Consider the following 14,266-nt stretch of genomic DNA (forward strand, 5'->3'; position numbering starts at 1 on the left):
CACCCTTCTACCGTCATTCCATGAGCCGACACCTGATGCTGGTCCACGGAGCCTGGCACGGCGCCTGGGCCTGGGAAGCCGTCGCGCCGCTGCTGACGGAACAGGGGTTCACGGTGCACACCGTCGATCTGCCCAGCAGCGGCGACCTTGGTGACTTGCGCGCCGACGCCGCCGTCGTCCGCGCCGCGGCCAGCGCGATCGACGAGCCCGTGACCCTGGTCGGCCACTCCTACGGCGGCATGGCGATCACGGAGGCTTCGGCGAGCCTCGACAACGTCGACCACCTGGTCTACGTCGCCGCGTTCCTGCTTCCCGAAGGACTGTCGGTGCTCCAGGCAGTGGGCGGCACCCCGCCGCCGTGGTGGGTGATCGACGCGGACCGGCGCACGGTCGAGGTCGCCGACCCGGTCGCGGTCTTCTACCACGACTGCCCTCCCGAGGTCGCGGGTCGCGTCGGCAAGCAATCGCTCGACTCGTTCGAGCAGCCGCTGTCCGGTGCGGGGTGGACGAAGATCCCCAGCACGTACGTCCTCTGCGAGCACGACGCCGCGATTCCGCCGTTCGCTCAAGAAGAAATGGCCAAAGCCGCCGGAGCCACGGTACGCATGCCGACCGGACACTCGCCGTTCTTCGCCGATCCCGCCGGACTGACCCGGCATCTCGCCGCCATCGCCGCTACTGCCTGATCCCGCCCCAATGCCACATTCGCTGCATCTCACGCACCCAATGCCACATTGGCTGCATCTGACGCACCCAATGCCACATTGGGTGCATCCCCCACCACCCCACCCCGGCGGGATGCGCCACCGAGCGGGCACCTAGCGTGAGCCGGTGGCCGAAAACGGTGGGGACAAACGGGTGTTCGGCGCCCACTGGGCGTTCGTTGCGTTCTTCGCCGGGGTCGCCGGGTACCACCTCGTCACGCTCGGCACCGCCGCCGCCGTCAACCACCAGTTCGGCGACGACGATCCGGTCGACCTCTTCGCCGGTCCGTTGCTGCTGCTGGCCTTCCTGCCGAACCTGGTGCTCGGGCTCGGCCCGCTGCTCGGCTCCGCCCGCTTCGGCACGGGTCCGGAAGCCGACTTCGGGCTGCGCACCCGCGGGCGCGACGTCCGTATCGGCCTTGCCTGCGGCGCGCTCGCCCTCGTGGTCGGGTTCCTGCTCAACCTCGGCGAGATTGCCATCTTCGGCGGCGACGAGGTGTCCGACAGCCCGCTCACCGATCTGCCCGACGTCTCCGGCGGGAATCCGGTCTGGCTCGTCGCCGCGGCGCTGGTGCTCGTGATCGCCGTCCCGGTCACCGAGGAACTGCTCGTGCGCGGGGCGCTGTGGAACGCCCTCGTGCACCACCGGGTCCCGCCGTGGGTGGTGCTGGTGCTCACGTCACTGGTGTTCGCCCAGCTGCACGGCGAGGCCACGCGCACGATCGCGCTGTTCGGCCAGGGCCTGGTGCTCGGGCTGGCGCGGTACTACTCCGGCCGCACGTCGGCGAGTGTCATCGCGCACGCGGCCAACAACCTCCCGCCCGCCGTGCTGCTCTTCACCGGTCACTGAGCGATGCCGGTGCGAGTACTGTGCGAAACCGTTTCGGCGGCTAGGCTCGACCGGTGAGCCGAGCGAGCACGGGAGGGCGGGCGTGACCACTTCACAGTCCCGCGAGCCCCTTCCCGGCGCGCTCTCGCCGGAGGACTTCGTGGCCGAACCCGCCACGTTCCCGGCGCACCGCTGGGGGTTCGGGGCCTTTCTGCTGGTCGAGGCGATCCTGCTCGCGTCGGCCGCGTTCGTCGGCGTGCTCGCCGGCCAGCCGGCGCCAGGGCGGCCGCTCCCGATCAGCACGGTGCTGCTGGGGACGATGCTGCCCACCATGATCGCCGCCGGCGCCGCGGTGCTCGTCACCCTCGTGCGCGGCAACGGGCCGAGGCTGGACCTGCGGCTCGAATGGCGCTGGGCCGACGTGCGGGTCGGCGTCAAGTTCGGCCTGCTCGGCCTCGTGCTCACCACGCTGAGCGCGTACGTGTGGACGCAGCTGGTCGGCTCGTCGAACGCGACCTCGGCGATCAGCGCGCTGGTCGACGACCGCAAGATGTCCGTGCCCGCCGCCGCGGTGATGTTCGGCTACCTGTGGCTGGCCGGGCCGATCTGCGAGGAGATCATCTACCGCGGCCTGCTCTGGGGCGCGGTCGAGCGGCTGCAGTGGCGCAGCGAGAAATGGGGCCGGTTCGCCGCGTTCCTGCTGTCCACCGCGGTGTTCGCGGCGAGTCACCTCGAACCGCTGCGCACCACGCTGCTCCTCGTGATCTCGATCCCGATCGGGCTCGCCAGGCTGTCCACCGGACGGCTGGCGGGCAGCATCGTCGCGCACGCCATGAACAACTTCCTCCCGGCCGTCGCGATCCTGCTCGGCGCGCTCGGGACGGCCTCGTTCTGAAGCCGGTCCGGCAGGCCCCTGCGCAGGCACAACAAGGGCGTCTGGCAGAATGTTCGCTTGCCCGCTTCTGCCGGACCCTCTCACCGTGCGGAAGCTCCTGACCTTCGGGTGCCCGCGGCCCTGTCCCCACGGGGTTCGGCGTGCGCCCGCACCAGAGAGCAACGAGGAGTACCCACACCCGTGGCCGTCAAGATCAAGCTGCAGCGCCTCGGCAAGATCCGTGCGCCGTACTACCGCATCATCATCGCCGACGCGCGCACCCGCCGGGACGGCAAGGCCATCGAGACGATCGGCAAGTACCACCCGAAGGAAGAGCCGAGCCTGATCGAGGTCGACACCGAGCGCGCGCAGTACTGGCTGGGCGTCGGCGCGCAGCCGACCGAGCCGGTGCAGCGCATCCTCGAGATCACCGGCGACTGGCAGAAGTTCAAGGGCCTGCCGGGCGCCGAGGGCACCCTGAAGGTGGCCGAGCCGAAGCCGTCGAAGCAGGACCTGTTCAACGCGGCGCTGGCCGCGGCGGGCGAGGAGCCCTCCGCCGAGGCCACCACGCCGAAGAAGAAGCCGGCCCCGAAGAAGGCCGACGCCGACAAGGCCGAAGGTACCGAGGGCGAGAAGTCCGAGTGAGCTTCCTCGCCGACTCCCTCGAGCACCTGGTGCGCGGGATCGTCGACAACCCGGACGAGGTCCGGGTCGAGCTGCTGACCACGCGCCGTGGCCGCACGCTCGAGGTGCACGTGCACCCCGACGATCTCGGCAAGGTGATCGGCCGGGGCGGGCGCACCGCGACCGCCCTGCGCACCGTCATGGGCGGGATCGGTGGCCGCGGCGTCCGGGTGGACGTCGTCGACACCGACCGCTGACCCGGTCGTCACGGACAGGTCAGGGATGGACGTCGTAGTCGGCCGTATCGCGAAGGCGCACGGCATCCGCGGCGAGCTCGCGGTGGACGTGCGCACGGACTCGCCGCAGGAACGCTTCGCGGTCGGTGCGGCCGTCACGACGAAGCTGCGTGACGGCAGCAAGAGAGACCTCACCATCGCAGCCGCCCGCGAACACAGCGGGCGGCTGCTGGTGCGTTTCGAGCAGGTGCTCACGCGCGATGTCGCGGAGACCCTGCGCGGCGCGCTGCTGCTCGCGGACACGGACACGCTGCCGCCCACCGGCGACCCGGACGAGTTCTACGACCACGAGCTGGCCGGCCTGCGCGCCGAGCTGGCCGACGGGTCGCTCGTGGGCACCGTCGTCGAGGTTGTGCATTCACCGGCGGGAGAGCTGCTCTCGCTGGACGTGGACGGCCGCGAGGTGCTGGTCCCGTTCGTGCTGGCGATCGTGCCGACGGTGGACCTCGCGGGCGGCCGGGTCGTGCTCGACCCGCCGGAAGGGCTCCTGGACGCCTAGATGCGCATCGACGTCGTCACCATTTTCCCGGAGTACCTGGAACCACTGCGCGCCGCGTTACTGGGGCGCGCGATCGACCGCGGCCTCATCGAAATCGGGGTCCACGACCTGCGCGACTGGACCCACGACGTCCACCGCGCAGTCGACGACGCGCCCTACGGCGGCGGCCCCGGCATGGTGATGAAACCGCAGATCTGGGGTCCGGCACTCGACGACGTGTGCGGTCCGCAGACCCGGCTCGTGGTCCCCACCCCGGCCGGGCGGCCGTTCACCCAGGAGCTCGCGCACGCATATGCGGAAGAGCAGCACCTGGTGTTCGCCTGCGGCCGGTACGAGGGCATCGACCAGCGCGTGGTCGACGACGCCGCCCGCCGGATGCCCGTCGACGAGGTCTCGATCGGCGACTACGTGCTGGTCGGCGGCGAGGCCGCGGTGCTGGTGATCGTGGAGTCCGTGGTCCGGCTGCTGCCGGGAGTGCTGGGCAACGTCCGCTCGGCAGCCGAGGACTCGTTCTCCGACGGACTGCTCGAAGGCCCCAGCTACACGCGTCCGGAAGTGTGGCGTGACCTGGCGGTTCCGGATGTATTGCGGTCCGGGAACCACGCGCTGGTCGACCGCTGGCGGCGCGACCAGGCACTCGAACGCACGGCCCGGCGCCGCCCCGATCTGCTGGCCCGGCTGCCCGATGGAAGCCTCGACCGGAGGGACCACGAGGTGCTCGACCGGCTCGGCGAGCAGCCCGGCCAGACCCCCTGCGAGGGGTAGCTAGCCACCTCTGCCATACTTGACCGGTTGGCGTGAGTGGATCGCCTCGTGCACGAGCCCGCCAGCACCCCCGGAGTGGCCGCAGCCAGGTCGCTGCGCGCCCCGGGACGAAGTACCCGAGAACACGAACCTGACGAGGACGGATCACCGATGAACACCCTGGACGCGCTGGACGCGCAGTCACTGCGTTCCGACATCCCGGACTTCCGCCCCGGCGACACGCTCAAGGTGCACGTCCGCGTCATCGAGGGCAACCGCGAGCGCAACCAGGTCTTCCAGGGCGTCGTGATCCGCCGTCAGGGCGGCGGCGTGCGGGAGACCTTCACCGTCCGCAAGATCTCCTTCGGCGTCGGCGTCGAGCGCACCTTCCCGGTGCACTCGCCGAACCTCGCCCAGGTCGAGGTCTTCAAGCGCGGCGACGTGCGCCGGGCGAAGCTCTACTACCTGCGTGAGCTGCGCGGCAAGAAGGCGAAGATCAAGGAGCGCCGCGAGAACCGCGAGACCACCTCTGCCTCCTGAGTGTCGGGACGGTTACCGGTAGCCTGGCGACGTGGTCGAACCCGTGTCCCGGAACGCCGATGAGGAGGGCCCCGAGCGCCCTGAGGAGGACCGGGAACGGTCCGGTGGGCGCCGGGGGTCGCACCGGCGAGGCAAGCCTGCGAAGAAGCGGTCGTTCTGGAAGGAACTGCCGATCCTGATCGTGATCGCCCTCGTGCTCACGATCTTGATCCAGGCGTTCCTGGCGAAGGTCTACATGATCCCGTCGGGGTCGATGGAGTCCACGCTGCACGGCTGCCCCGGCTGCACCGGCGACCGGATCCTCGTCGACCGCGTCACGTACGACTTCAAGGACCCCGCCCCCGGCGACGTGGTCGTGTTCAAGGGCCCGCCCGCGTGGACCGAGAACGAGATCGCGCCGCAGGAGTCGAGCAATGTCGTGACGCGTGCGCTGCGCGGTCTCGGCTCATTGGTCGGGTTCGCGCCGCCGGACGAGCGGGACTTCGTGAAACGGGTCATCGCCACCGGTGGGCAGACGGTCCAATGCTGTGACGACCGAAATCGCGTGATCGTCGACGGCAAGGCCCTCGACGAGCCGTACATCCACTGGGAAGATCCCGGTCACCCGGTGCAGGAGTCGTTCGCCCCGGTCAAGGTCCCGCAGAGCGCACTCTGGGTGATGGGCGACAACCGCAACAACTCCGCCGACTCGCGCTACCAGGGCGGCGGCGGACCCAATGGTGCCGTCCCGGTCGACGACGTCATCGGCAAGGCCCGCATCATCGTGCTGCCGCCGAGCCGCTGGGGCGGTATTTCGGACCACAATCCGCAGGAGAAAGCCCAGCCGGTCGCGCTCGGTGCTCCCGCGTGGCAGCAGGGGCTGCCGCTCGGCATCGGGTTCGCGACCGCGGTGCCGGTGCTCTTCGCCGGACGGCGCCTGAAGGCCGGCCTCCGCAAGGCGGCCGGCCGGAGACGGTAGCCGTGCCCTCCGCGACTTCCGGGTGGTGCTCGAGGTGACCGTCCCCGCTCCCCGTACGCCGGCCGAACCACTGCGGCCGCCCCGTGCCGTGGTGCGTGGCGACCTGTTCTGGGGCCTGCAAGGCGCACTCGAACGGCGAGGTCTCGGCCCGGTCGCGGGTGTCGACGAGGCAGGCGCCGGAGCATGTGCCGGTCCGCTGGTCGTGGCTTCCTGCGTACTCCGCCCCGGCGACGGCGCGCGGCTGCCCGAACTGACTGATTCGAAGATGCTCACCGCCAAGGCCCGAGACCGCGTGTACGACCGCGTTCTGCAGCGCGCCCTCGACTACTCGGTGATCGTCATCCCCACCGACCAGGTGGACTTGCTCGGCATCCGGGTGATGAACCTGGAAGGCATGCGCCGCGCCGTCGCCGGTTTGCGCACCCACCCCGGGTACGTGCTGACTGATGGGTTCCCGGTGCCCGGCATCCCGGCGCCGAGCGTCGCGGTGATCAAGGGAGACCGCAGCGTAGCGAGCATCGCGGCGGCGTCGGTGCTGGCGAAAGTCACGCGAGACCGCATCATGGCAGGCCTGCACGAGGAGCTTCCGGCGTACGGTTTCGACGTGCACAAGGGGTACAGCACGTCGGACCATCTGGCTGCGCTGAGTGAGCACGGCCCGAGCCGCGTACACCGCTGGTCGTACACGAATGTCGCCACGGTGGCCCTTGCACACGGGCTCACCGCCCCACATCCGGTCGTGCTCACCTACGCTGCACTTGAGAACGCCCTGGAGAAAGCGGGCGGGCCGGTCCGTGCCCCGGCGCGCTCGGTGGGTAAGAATGAACGCTCCGCCGCCGGAGCAGGACGAACGCGAGGAGGGGCGCGGATTTCATGAGCGCAGAGGATCTCGAGAAGTACGAGACCGAGATGGAGCTCTCGCTGTACCGCGAGTACCGCGACATAGTCGGCCAATTCTCGTACGTGGTGGAGACCGAGCGGCGGTTCTACCTGGCAAACGCAGTAGACGTCCAAGTCCGCGACGGCGGCGGCGAGGTGTACTTCGAGGTACGCATGTCGGACGCCTGGGTGTGGGACATGTACCGCCCCGCCCGTTTCGTGAAGCACGTCCGAGTCATCACGTTCAAGGACGTCAACGTAGAGGAACTGGACAAACCCGACCTACGCCTCCCCGAGGACGGCCCCTTCTCGGGCTGACCCGCCTACGCTGCTTGACCCGGCTCGACACAGCTTGACCCTGCTCGACCCCGCTTGACCAGCTCGACCCTGCATGACTTGCTTGACCCGCGCGACCAGCTTGACGACGAGGCCACCCGGCACCCCCGGGTGGCCTCCGTCGTCGAAGCCCTTCCTGCCCGGGTCCGCCGCACGCCTGTCTGCCGCTTCCCGCTGCCGACTGCCGCTGTCTGTCGCCCTTCGCCCCGTATAGCCGCGCTTACCGTCGCTGCACCTTCCCTGCCACCGCTGCCCTCCCTCGCCGCACGCCACCGCTACTCGCCGCCACCCCGCGCCCGTTCCGCACCATCGGCCGTTCCCTCTCATTTCCCCCCTGCACACCACCCCGACAATTCCCGGCCCTCCCCACCCCTCACCCCCCTCCTGATCCACAACCCCCCAGTTATCCACAGCGCGGCGACAAACCCCTGGCGCGCCGAGGATCACGCTGCGAATGTTGAGGCACACGCACCGTGACCGACGGTGCTCACGTTGTCCGAGGGGGACACCATGAACGACGGCCCGCACTCCGGCGCGCTCTGGCGCCAGTCGTTCGGCCGATGGGGTGAGGACCTCGCCGCCCGGCATCTGCAGGACGCCGGCATGGTCCTGCTCAGCCGCAACTGGCGATGCCGCGAAGGCGAACTCGATCTCGTCCTTTCCCAGGGCGACCGGGTCATCTTCTGTGAGGTCAAAACCCGCTCCAGCAACGAATACGGCTCACCCGCCGAATCCATCACCCCGGAGAAAGTCGACCGCGTCCACCGCGCCGCCATGCGCTGGCTGAAGGAACACCGCGTCGGCTGGTGCCGCACGCGTTACGACGTCGTCACCGTTTTCGCGCAGCCCGGTCAAGAACCCGTCGTCCGGCATCTCGTGGGAGCGTTCTGATGCCGCACGCCAAAACCTGGTCCGTCGCGTTGCTCGGGATCGACGGCCGGGTGGTCGAGATCGAAGCCGACCTGGGCGGTGGCCTGAGCCGCGTGACGCTCGTCGGCCTCCCTGATGCCGGTCTGCGCGAGGCGAAGGATCGCGTCCGCTCGGCCGTGCGCAATTCGGGTCAGCCGTGGCCCGACGGCAAGATCACGCTCGCGCTGTCCCCGGCCAACCTGCCGAAAATGGGCTCTGGTTACGACCTCGGCATCGCCGCCGCAATTCTGGTCGCCACCGGAGCTGTGCCCGCCCGGAAACTCTTGCGCACCATCCTGCTCGGCGAGCTCTCGCTCGACGGGCGCATCCGTCCGGTCCGCGGTGTCCTCCCTGGTCTGCTCGCCGCGAAAGCCGCCGGTCACGAACGCGCGGTCGTGCCCACGGAGTCACTTTTCGAAGCCGCGCTCGTCGACGGCCTGGAGATCGCCGGCGTCTCCCGTCTGGCGGAACTGGTTGCATGGCTGAAAGACGAGGGAGACCTGGAGTCGCCGTCCGCCCCTGCCGCCGCCGAGCCTGCCGAAGTCCCCGATCTCGCCGACGTCGTCGGGCAGCCGGAAGCCCGCTGGGCCCTCGAAGTCGCTGCCGCGGGCGGACATCATCTGCTCCTCACCGGCCCGCCGGGCGTAGGCAAAAGCATGCTCGCCCGTCGGCTTCCCGGCCTGCTACCGGACCTGTCTCCGGACGAATCGTTGCAGGTCACCGCCATCCACTCGGTCGACGGCTCGCTGTCGAAGTCCTCGCCGCTCGTCACCGTGCCGCCACTCGTCGCGCCCCACCACTCGATCAGCCCGCCCGCACTCATCGGCGGCGGCACCGGCCTGGCCGCCCCCGGCGCGATCAGCCGTGCCCATCGAGGAATTTTGTTTTTGGATGAGGCTTGCGAATTTGGCAGCCAGCGCCTCGATTCCCTCCGCACCGTGCTGGAAGACGGCGAAGTCCGCATCGCCAGGGCAAAAGGCGTCGTCCGCTACCCGGCGAGGTTTCAGCTGGTCCTCGCCACGAACCCGTGCCCGTGCGCCCCGCCGCGCGAAGCCGACTGCACCTGCTCGGCCAGCGCACGCCGCCGTTATCTGGCGAGGCTTTCCGGGCCGCTGCTCGACAGAGTCGACCTCCGCGTCCGGCTACGTCCGCTCACCGCGATCTCCGCACACCAATCCAGCACGCCGGAAACGTCGGCGACAGTCCGCGAGCGAGTTCTCGCCGCTCGCGCCCGAGCCCGACACCGCTGGCGCGACCGCGGCTGGCATGCCAACACCGAAGTCCCCGGTCCCGTCCTGCGCCGAGAGTTCGCCCTACCGCCACCGGCAACCGCAGTTCTGGACCGAGCCCTGGACCGAGGACTCCTGACCGCCCGCGGAGCCGACCGCTGCCTCCGCATCGCTTGGACGTTGGCCGACCTCGCCGACCTGCCCCAACCGACCACGGACCAAGTAACCGCAGCCCTCGATTTCCGAGAACGAAAAGCAGCTTGACCCACGGCCGAGCGCCCGCTCGTCCGACCTCCAAGGAAAGGAAACCAATGATGACCCGCCGAGCCGTACCGTCCTCCCGCACTCGCACCCGGCACCGCCGCCCGCGTGCGGCCAAGCAAGACATCGTGCGGCACCTGCATCCGGTCCGGTACCAGGAAGTCCGGCCGGAGCACGACCCGGTCCGCGTGCGGGAACGCCTTGCGCTGCACCGGCATCTCGCCCTCGTCCCCGCCGAGCACTCCGGTGTCCGAAGAGGTGCGGCATGACTGCCGTCGTCGAGGACCAGACCGCGGCGACGGACTCCGAACGCCTCGCTCGGGCCTATCTGCTCGGCGTCGCGGAGCCGCCTGCGCCCCACTTGCTGGCGTTCGTCGGCGAGCGCGGACCGATCGAGGCGGCCGCGCGGGTGCGTGCCAAGGACTGCCCGGACGGCGTTCTCCGCGAAACCGCCGCGCGGTACAAAACCCTGAACGCCGAACTCCATCTCGAGTCCGCGGCCAAGTCCGGTGACCGGCTGGTGGTCCCCGAAGATCACGAATGGCCGGCTTGGCCGTTGCTGTCGATGGCAGTGGCCACCGGCCGGGGGGTGAAGGACGTGGCGGCGCCGCTCGGGCTGTGGGTCCGCGGCAGGGTGAACCTGGCTGAAGTGTCCACTCGTGCGGTGGCCGTCGTCGGCGCCCGGAATGCCACGCCGTACGGCGAGAGCAACGCGCTCGAGTTCGCATACTTCTTGGCAGGCCGACAAATACCGGTGTTCTCCGGCGCCGCGATCGGCATCGATGCTGCTGCGCACCGAGGCGCACTCGGTGCCGGCGGGGTCACCGTCGCGCTGTTGGCCTGCGCGGTCGACTATGCGTACCCGGCCAGCAACGCCAATCTGCTGCAGCGCATCGTCGACGAAGGAGGTGCGATCGTCAGCGAGTACCCGCCCACGACGAAACCGGCGCGCCATCGGTTTCTGGTGCGTAACCGCCTGATCGCGGGTCTTACCGACGGCACACTCGTTGTCGAAGCCGGAATCCGCAGCGGCGCGCGCAACACTGCCACCACCGCGGGCGTACTCGGCAAAGTCGTGATGGCGCTTCCGGGGCCGGTCGATTCGGGCGGCTCGGCCGGGTGCCACGCATTGATCCGGGAAGACAAGGCCACGCTCGTCACCAGCGTCGACGAGGTCGTGGAGTCGGTCGGCCTGATCGGTATCGGGAGCGCCGCGCCCGAATCGCAACGACGGCCCACGGACGTCCTCGGTCCGGATGCACTGCGGGTCTACGACGCTCTGCTTCCGCGATCCGGTCGCAGCCCGGAACAGGTCGCGCAGAGCGCCGGTGTGCCCGTTTCGCGAGTTCGCGGCTTGTTGCCGGAACTGGAGATCGACGGCTTCGCGGTCCGCGGCGACACCGGCTGGCGCCAGATCGTCCGAAGGGCCGCGCGATGATCGGCGTGGCGATGCTTGACCAACGGCGATGGTTCGCGCAGCGTAACCGTCATGCCGTCAGCGAGTGCACGGAAGGACGCGGTCCCGCGTCCCGGTGGCCACCGGAAACGCCCGCCACGACCGGATCTTCGCGCACTTCGCGGCGCATTGCCGGAGTCGGCGCAGGCCGCGGTGGCCGATTACGAACGGCATCTGTCGCTGGAGCGTGGCCTGTCGCCGCATACCGTGCGCGCGTACATCGGCGACGTCGTCTCGCTGTTGGCGTTCCTGACCGCGGGGGAGGGGGATAGCCCCGCACGGCGCTTCGACGACGTGGACGTCACGCGGCTGCGCGCGTGGCTCGCCGGTCTGCGCTCTGACGGCGCCAGCCGCACCACGCTCGCGCGTCGCGCGGCAGCCGTGCGCACCTTCACGGCCTGGGCACACCGCACCGGTTTGCTGAAGTCCGACCCGGGCGGACGGCTCGCCGCGCCGCGCGCGCACCGGACGTTGCCGGGCGTGTTGCGGGCCGATCAAGCCGATGCGCTCATGGAGGCCTCCGCGAAAGGAGCAGCCGAACGGGATCCGGTCGCGCTGCGTGACCGCGCGGTGGTCGAGCTGCTGTACGCAACCGGCATCCGGGTGTCGGAGTTGTGCGGTCTCGACGTCGGCTCCGTGGACTTTTCCCGCCGCGTGGTTTCGGTGGTGGGCAAGGGCGACAAAGAGCGGACAGTTCCGTTCGGTGTCCCGGCTGCTGGCGCACTCACCGCGTGGCTGGACGACGGACGGCCTGCGCTGGCTGGGGAAACGCCGGTACCGGCGCTTTTCCTGGGGGTTCGCGGCAAACGTCTCGACCCGCGCGCGGCACGGCGCGTGGTGCACGAGTCGGTCGCTGCGGTACCCGGCGCACTGGACATGGGGCCGCACGGGCTACGGCATTCCGCCGCGACCCATCTGCTCGAGGGAGGTGCCGATCTCAGGAGCGTTCAGGAACTGCTCGGTCACGCTACGCTGGCCACGACCCAGCTCTACACTCACGTGACCGTCGATCGGCTGAAGGCGATCCATGACCGAGCACATCCGCGGGCCTGAAGAGGCCGGCGATGGCTCGGCCGGGGACGGCAGGGCCGAACCGCCGGCGCACGCGCATCCGCACGAGCACGGAGACCACACTGAGCCGCATGCCGAGAACGACCGTGCAATGACCTCCACGTCGCAGGTCACGGACGCCGGGGTGAGCCGCCCCGGTGCACAGGACGCCGTCAACGGTGACGGCCGTCCTGCTCATGACGTCGACGCGGGGATACAGGCGCTGTGGCAGCAGTTCTCCGACAAGCCGGACCAGTCGTCGCGCGACCGGCTCGTGCTGCACTACGCGCCGCTGGTCAAGTACGTCGCGGGCCGCGTCGGCACCGGCCTGCCGACGCACGTGGATGTCGGAGATCTCGTGCAGTCCGGCATTTTCGGGCTCGTCGACGCGATCGAGAAGTTCGACCAGGAGCGCGGCCTGCGCTTCGAGACGTATGCGATGCAACGCATCCGTGGCGCCATCCTGGACGACCTGCGTTCCCAGGATTGGGTGCCGCGCGCCGTGCGCAGCAAGGCCAAGGAAACCGCGCGGGCACTGGAACGCCTTGGCGCGCGCCTGCACCGCACCCCGACGGACGCCGAACTGGCCGGCGAAATGGGCATCAGCCTCGACGACCTGCGCGACTTCTACGGCCAGCTCCGCCTCACGAGCGTCGTAGCTCTGGAAGACCTGGTCGCCGCAGGCAAGGACGCGGGCTCGCTGGTCGACACCCTCCCCGACGACGGCGCCGTGGACCCGGTCGCCGTCCTGGTCGATCAGGACAACCGCCGTCAGCTCGCCGAAGCGATCGCGCAGCTCACCGACCGCGACAAGATCGTGGTCAGCCTCTACTACTTCGAAAGCCTCACGCTCGCCGAGATCGGCAAGGTCCTGGGGGTTACCGAGTCGCGCGTGAGCCAGCTGCACACCCGCGCGGTGATGCGCCTGCGCGCCAAGCTGATGGAACAACCCAGCGGCTGACCCTCCTTTCCTGGACAGTTCGGCGGCAGCGGTGGTGCGCCGCGAGGATTCCGGCCGCCGACAGCTCGGCCGAGCAGCGGGCTACTTGGCCGACGGTGCAGTCACCGCGGGCCATCGGCGGCGAGGACGATCCGGGCTGCTCGCGGTGGTTTGGTCCAGGCTGCCCCCGGTGGTCGCGGGCGGGCGGTCGGCATCAGGGACCGTCCGCCCAGGGTTTGAGCCTCACGCGGCTCGGAGTGCCGACCAGGGCGAGCGGGTCGATGTACTCGGTACCGCGGCGCGCTCCCCAGTGCAGGCACACCGTGGCCGGGCAGCCTGGGTGACCGGCGACGGTCGTGCCCAGGACTTGGCCCCGGTAGACCTGGTCGCCGGGGGCGACTGACGGCGTGATCGGCAAGTAGGTCGTGTGAAGGCCGCCGTCGTGATCCAGTGCGACCACCCCTTGGCCCGCCACTTGCCCCGCGAATACGACCACGCCCATGTCCGCGGCCAGGACTTGTTGCCCTGCCGCGGCATCCAGGTCGACTCCGCGGTGACCTGGGCCGTACGGCGTCGCCGGTGGTTCGAAGGTGCGAGTGACGGGCGGGCGGGGCGTGAGCGGCCAGGCGAGGCGGCCCGCTTGGCTTGGTGATGCTGCGGTCGGCCCCGGGGTGGGCGGGCTCGGTGATGCTGCGGTCGGCGGTGGGGCGGGAGGTTCGGCGGCGTTGGCTCGGGTGCTGAGCACTGTGAGCGGCCAGCCGAAGAGGAGCAGGATCGTCGCGAAGATGAGCCAGGTACGGATCGCGCCGCGACGGCTGTCCGGGCCGAACAGCGGGTGTACGACTTCGCCGCCTGCTCCGGCCAGACGCAATGGTGGGTGTCCCCAGCTGAAGTCGCAGGGGAAGGAGATTCGGATCTTCGGGCGGCTCTCGGAGGTGGCGGGATTGGGCCGGAGGAGCCGTCGGATGGCGAAGGCGGCGAATCGGATGGCGAGAGTCAGGAACCGGGCGACGGTACCTGCGGTCCGTGAGCCGGTTCGGCGGAGTTGCGTGGTGATGGCGTGGATAGGGCGCGGCCGAGCGGGCATCCGCCGATGGCGGCCGCCACGTGGGGGGATGGGCTTGGCGGAGAACAGCGT

At 70.0% G+C, this 14,266-nt stretch carries 18 protein-coding genes; 17 read left to right on the top strand and 1 reads right to left on the bottom strand.

Annotated elements, in window-relative coordinates:
- Positions 1–20 precede the first annotated feature (20 nt).
- The 17 genes from OO71_RS40710 (at position 21) to OO71_RS40790 (ending at position 13,149) form a co-directional block, all read left to right on the top strand.
- Entirely contained in the window at positions 21–686 is a 666-nt protein-coding gene (locus tag OO71_RS40710) for an alpha/beta fold hydrolase (RefSeq protein ID WP_033295405.1), read from the top strand.
- 145 nt (positions 687–831) lie between these two features.
- Positions 832–1,554: a CPBP family intramembrane glutamic endopeptidase gene (locus OO71_RS40715; RefSeq protein WP_033295406.1), complete on the top strand. Its 723-nt coding sequence runs from the start codon at positions 832–834 to the stop codon at positions 1,552–1,554.
- A gap of 82 nt (positions 1,555–1,636) precedes the next feature.
- Positions 1,637–2,428, top strand: coding sequence for a CPBP family intramembrane glutamic endopeptidase (locus OO71_RS40720; RefSeq protein ID WP_033295407.1), 792 nt, complete (start codon positions 1,637–1,639; stop codon positions 2,426–2,428).
- A gap of 180 nt (positions 2,429–2,608) precedes the next feature.
- Positions 2,609–3,052 (top strand): 30S ribosomal protein S16, encoded by a 444-nt coding sequence (gene rpsP, locus OO71_RS40725; protein ID WP_033295408.1) that lies wholly within the window; start codon positions 2,609–2,611, stop codon positions 3,050–3,052.
- Complete coding sequence (locus tag OO71_RS40730; RefSeq protein ID WP_003103110.1) at positions 3,049–3,288, top strand: RNA-binding protein; 240 nt, start codon at positions 3,049–3,051, stop codon at positions 3,286–3,288. The genes rpsP and OO71_RS40730 overlap by 4 nt, the downstream gene beginning before the upstream one ends.
- 25 nt (positions 3,289–3,313) lie before the next feature.
- On the top strand, positions 3,314–3,826 hold the full coding sequence (rimM, locus tag OO71_RS40735) for a ribosome maturation factor RimM (protein ID WP_033295409.1): 513 nt from the start codon (positions 3,314–3,316) through the stop codon (positions 3,824–3,826).
- Complete coding sequence (gene trmD / locus OO71_RS40740) at positions 3,827–4,591, top strand: tRNA (guanosine(37)-N1)-methyltransferase TrmD (RefSeq protein ID WP_033295410.1); 765 nt, start codon at positions 3,827–3,829, stop codon at positions 4,589–4,591. It abuts the gene before it with no gap.
- A 150-nt stretch (positions 4,592–4,741) separates the two neighbouring features.
- A complete protein-coding gene (gene rplS, locus OO71_RS40745; protein ID WP_033295411.1) occupies positions 4,742–5,110 on the top strand; it encodes a 50S ribosomal protein L19 in 369 nt (122 codons plus the stop codon).
- Positions 5,111–5,141: 31 nt separating this feature from the next.
- A complete protein-coding gene (gene lepB, locus OO71_RS40750) occupies positions 5,142–6,068 on the top strand; it encodes a signal peptidase I (RefSeq protein WP_033295412.1) in 927 nt (308 codons plus the stop codon).
- A gap of 88 nt (positions 6,069–6,156) precedes the next feature.
- Positions 6,157–6,945, top strand: coding sequence for a ribonuclease HII (locus tag OO71_RS40755; RefSeq protein WP_051792930.1), 789 nt, complete (start codon positions 6,157–6,159; stop codon positions 6,943–6,945).
- The gene (locus tag OO71_RS40760) at positions 6,942–7,265 is read left to right on the top strand and encodes a DUF2469 domain-containing protein (RefSeq protein ID WP_003096226.1); all 324 of its coding nucleotides are present in this window, start codon (positions 6,942–6,944) and stop codon (positions 7,263–7,265) included. Before OO71_RS40755 ends, OO71_RS40760 begins: the two co-directional genes overlap by 4 nt.
- A gap of 528 nt (positions 7,266–7,793) precedes the next feature.
- Positions 7,794–8,174 carry a YraN family protein gene (locus tag OO71_RS40765; protein WP_033295461.1) on the top strand — a complete coding sequence of 127 codons (381 nt, stop codon included), beginning with the start codon at positions 7,794–7,796 and terminating at the stop codon, positions 8,172–8,174.
- Complete coding sequence (locus OO71_RS40770; RefSeq protein WP_033295413.1) at positions 8,174–9,685, top strand: YifB family Mg chelatase-like AAA ATPase; 1,512 nt, start codon at positions 8,174–8,176, stop codon at positions 9,683–9,685. Before OO71_RS40765 ends, OO71_RS40770 begins: the two co-directional genes overlap by 1 nt.
- Positions 9,686–9,735: 50 nt before the next feature.
- Positions 9,736–9,951: a hypothetical protein gene (locus OO71_RS40775; protein ID WP_156096805.1), complete on the top strand. Its 216-nt coding sequence runs from the start codon at positions 9,736–9,738 to the stop codon at positions 9,949–9,951.
- Complete coding sequence (gene dprA, locus OO71_RS40780; protein WP_033295415.1) at positions 9,948–11,120, top strand: DNA-processing protein DprA; 1,173 nt, start codon at positions 9,948–9,950, stop codon at positions 11,118–11,120. Before OO71_RS40775 ends, dprA begins: the two co-directional genes overlap by 4 nt.
- A 51-nt stretch (positions 11,121–11,171) precedes the next feature.
- Entirely contained in the window at positions 11,172–12,191 is a 1,020-nt protein-coding gene (locus tag OO71_RS40785; protein WP_033295416.1) for a tyrosine recombinase XerC, read from the top strand.
- A complete protein-coding gene (locus OO71_RS40790) occupies positions 12,166–13,149 on the top strand; it encodes a FliA/WhiG family RNA polymerase sigma factor (protein ID WP_425388744.1) in 984 nt (327 codons plus the stop codon). Before OO71_RS40785 ends, OO71_RS40790 begins: the two co-directional genes overlap by 26 nt.
- Positions 13,150–13,342: 193 nt before the next feature.
- On the opposite strand, the gene OO71_RS40795 is transcribed toward OO71_RS40790, so the two are convergent.
- Positions 13,343–13,999, bottom strand: a complete 657-nt coding sequence (locus OO71_RS40795) for a murein hydrolase activator EnvC family protein (protein ID WP_245633942.1) — start codon at positions 13,997–13,999, stop codon at positions 13,343–13,345.
- Between the last annotated feature and the right edge of the window lie 267 nt (positions 14,000–14,266).

This window comes from Amycolatopsis jejuensis, assembly GCF_000717335.1.
GTDB lineage: Bacteria > Actinomycetota > Actinomycetes > Mycobacteriales > Pseudonocardiaceae > Amycolatopsis > Amycolatopsis jejuensis.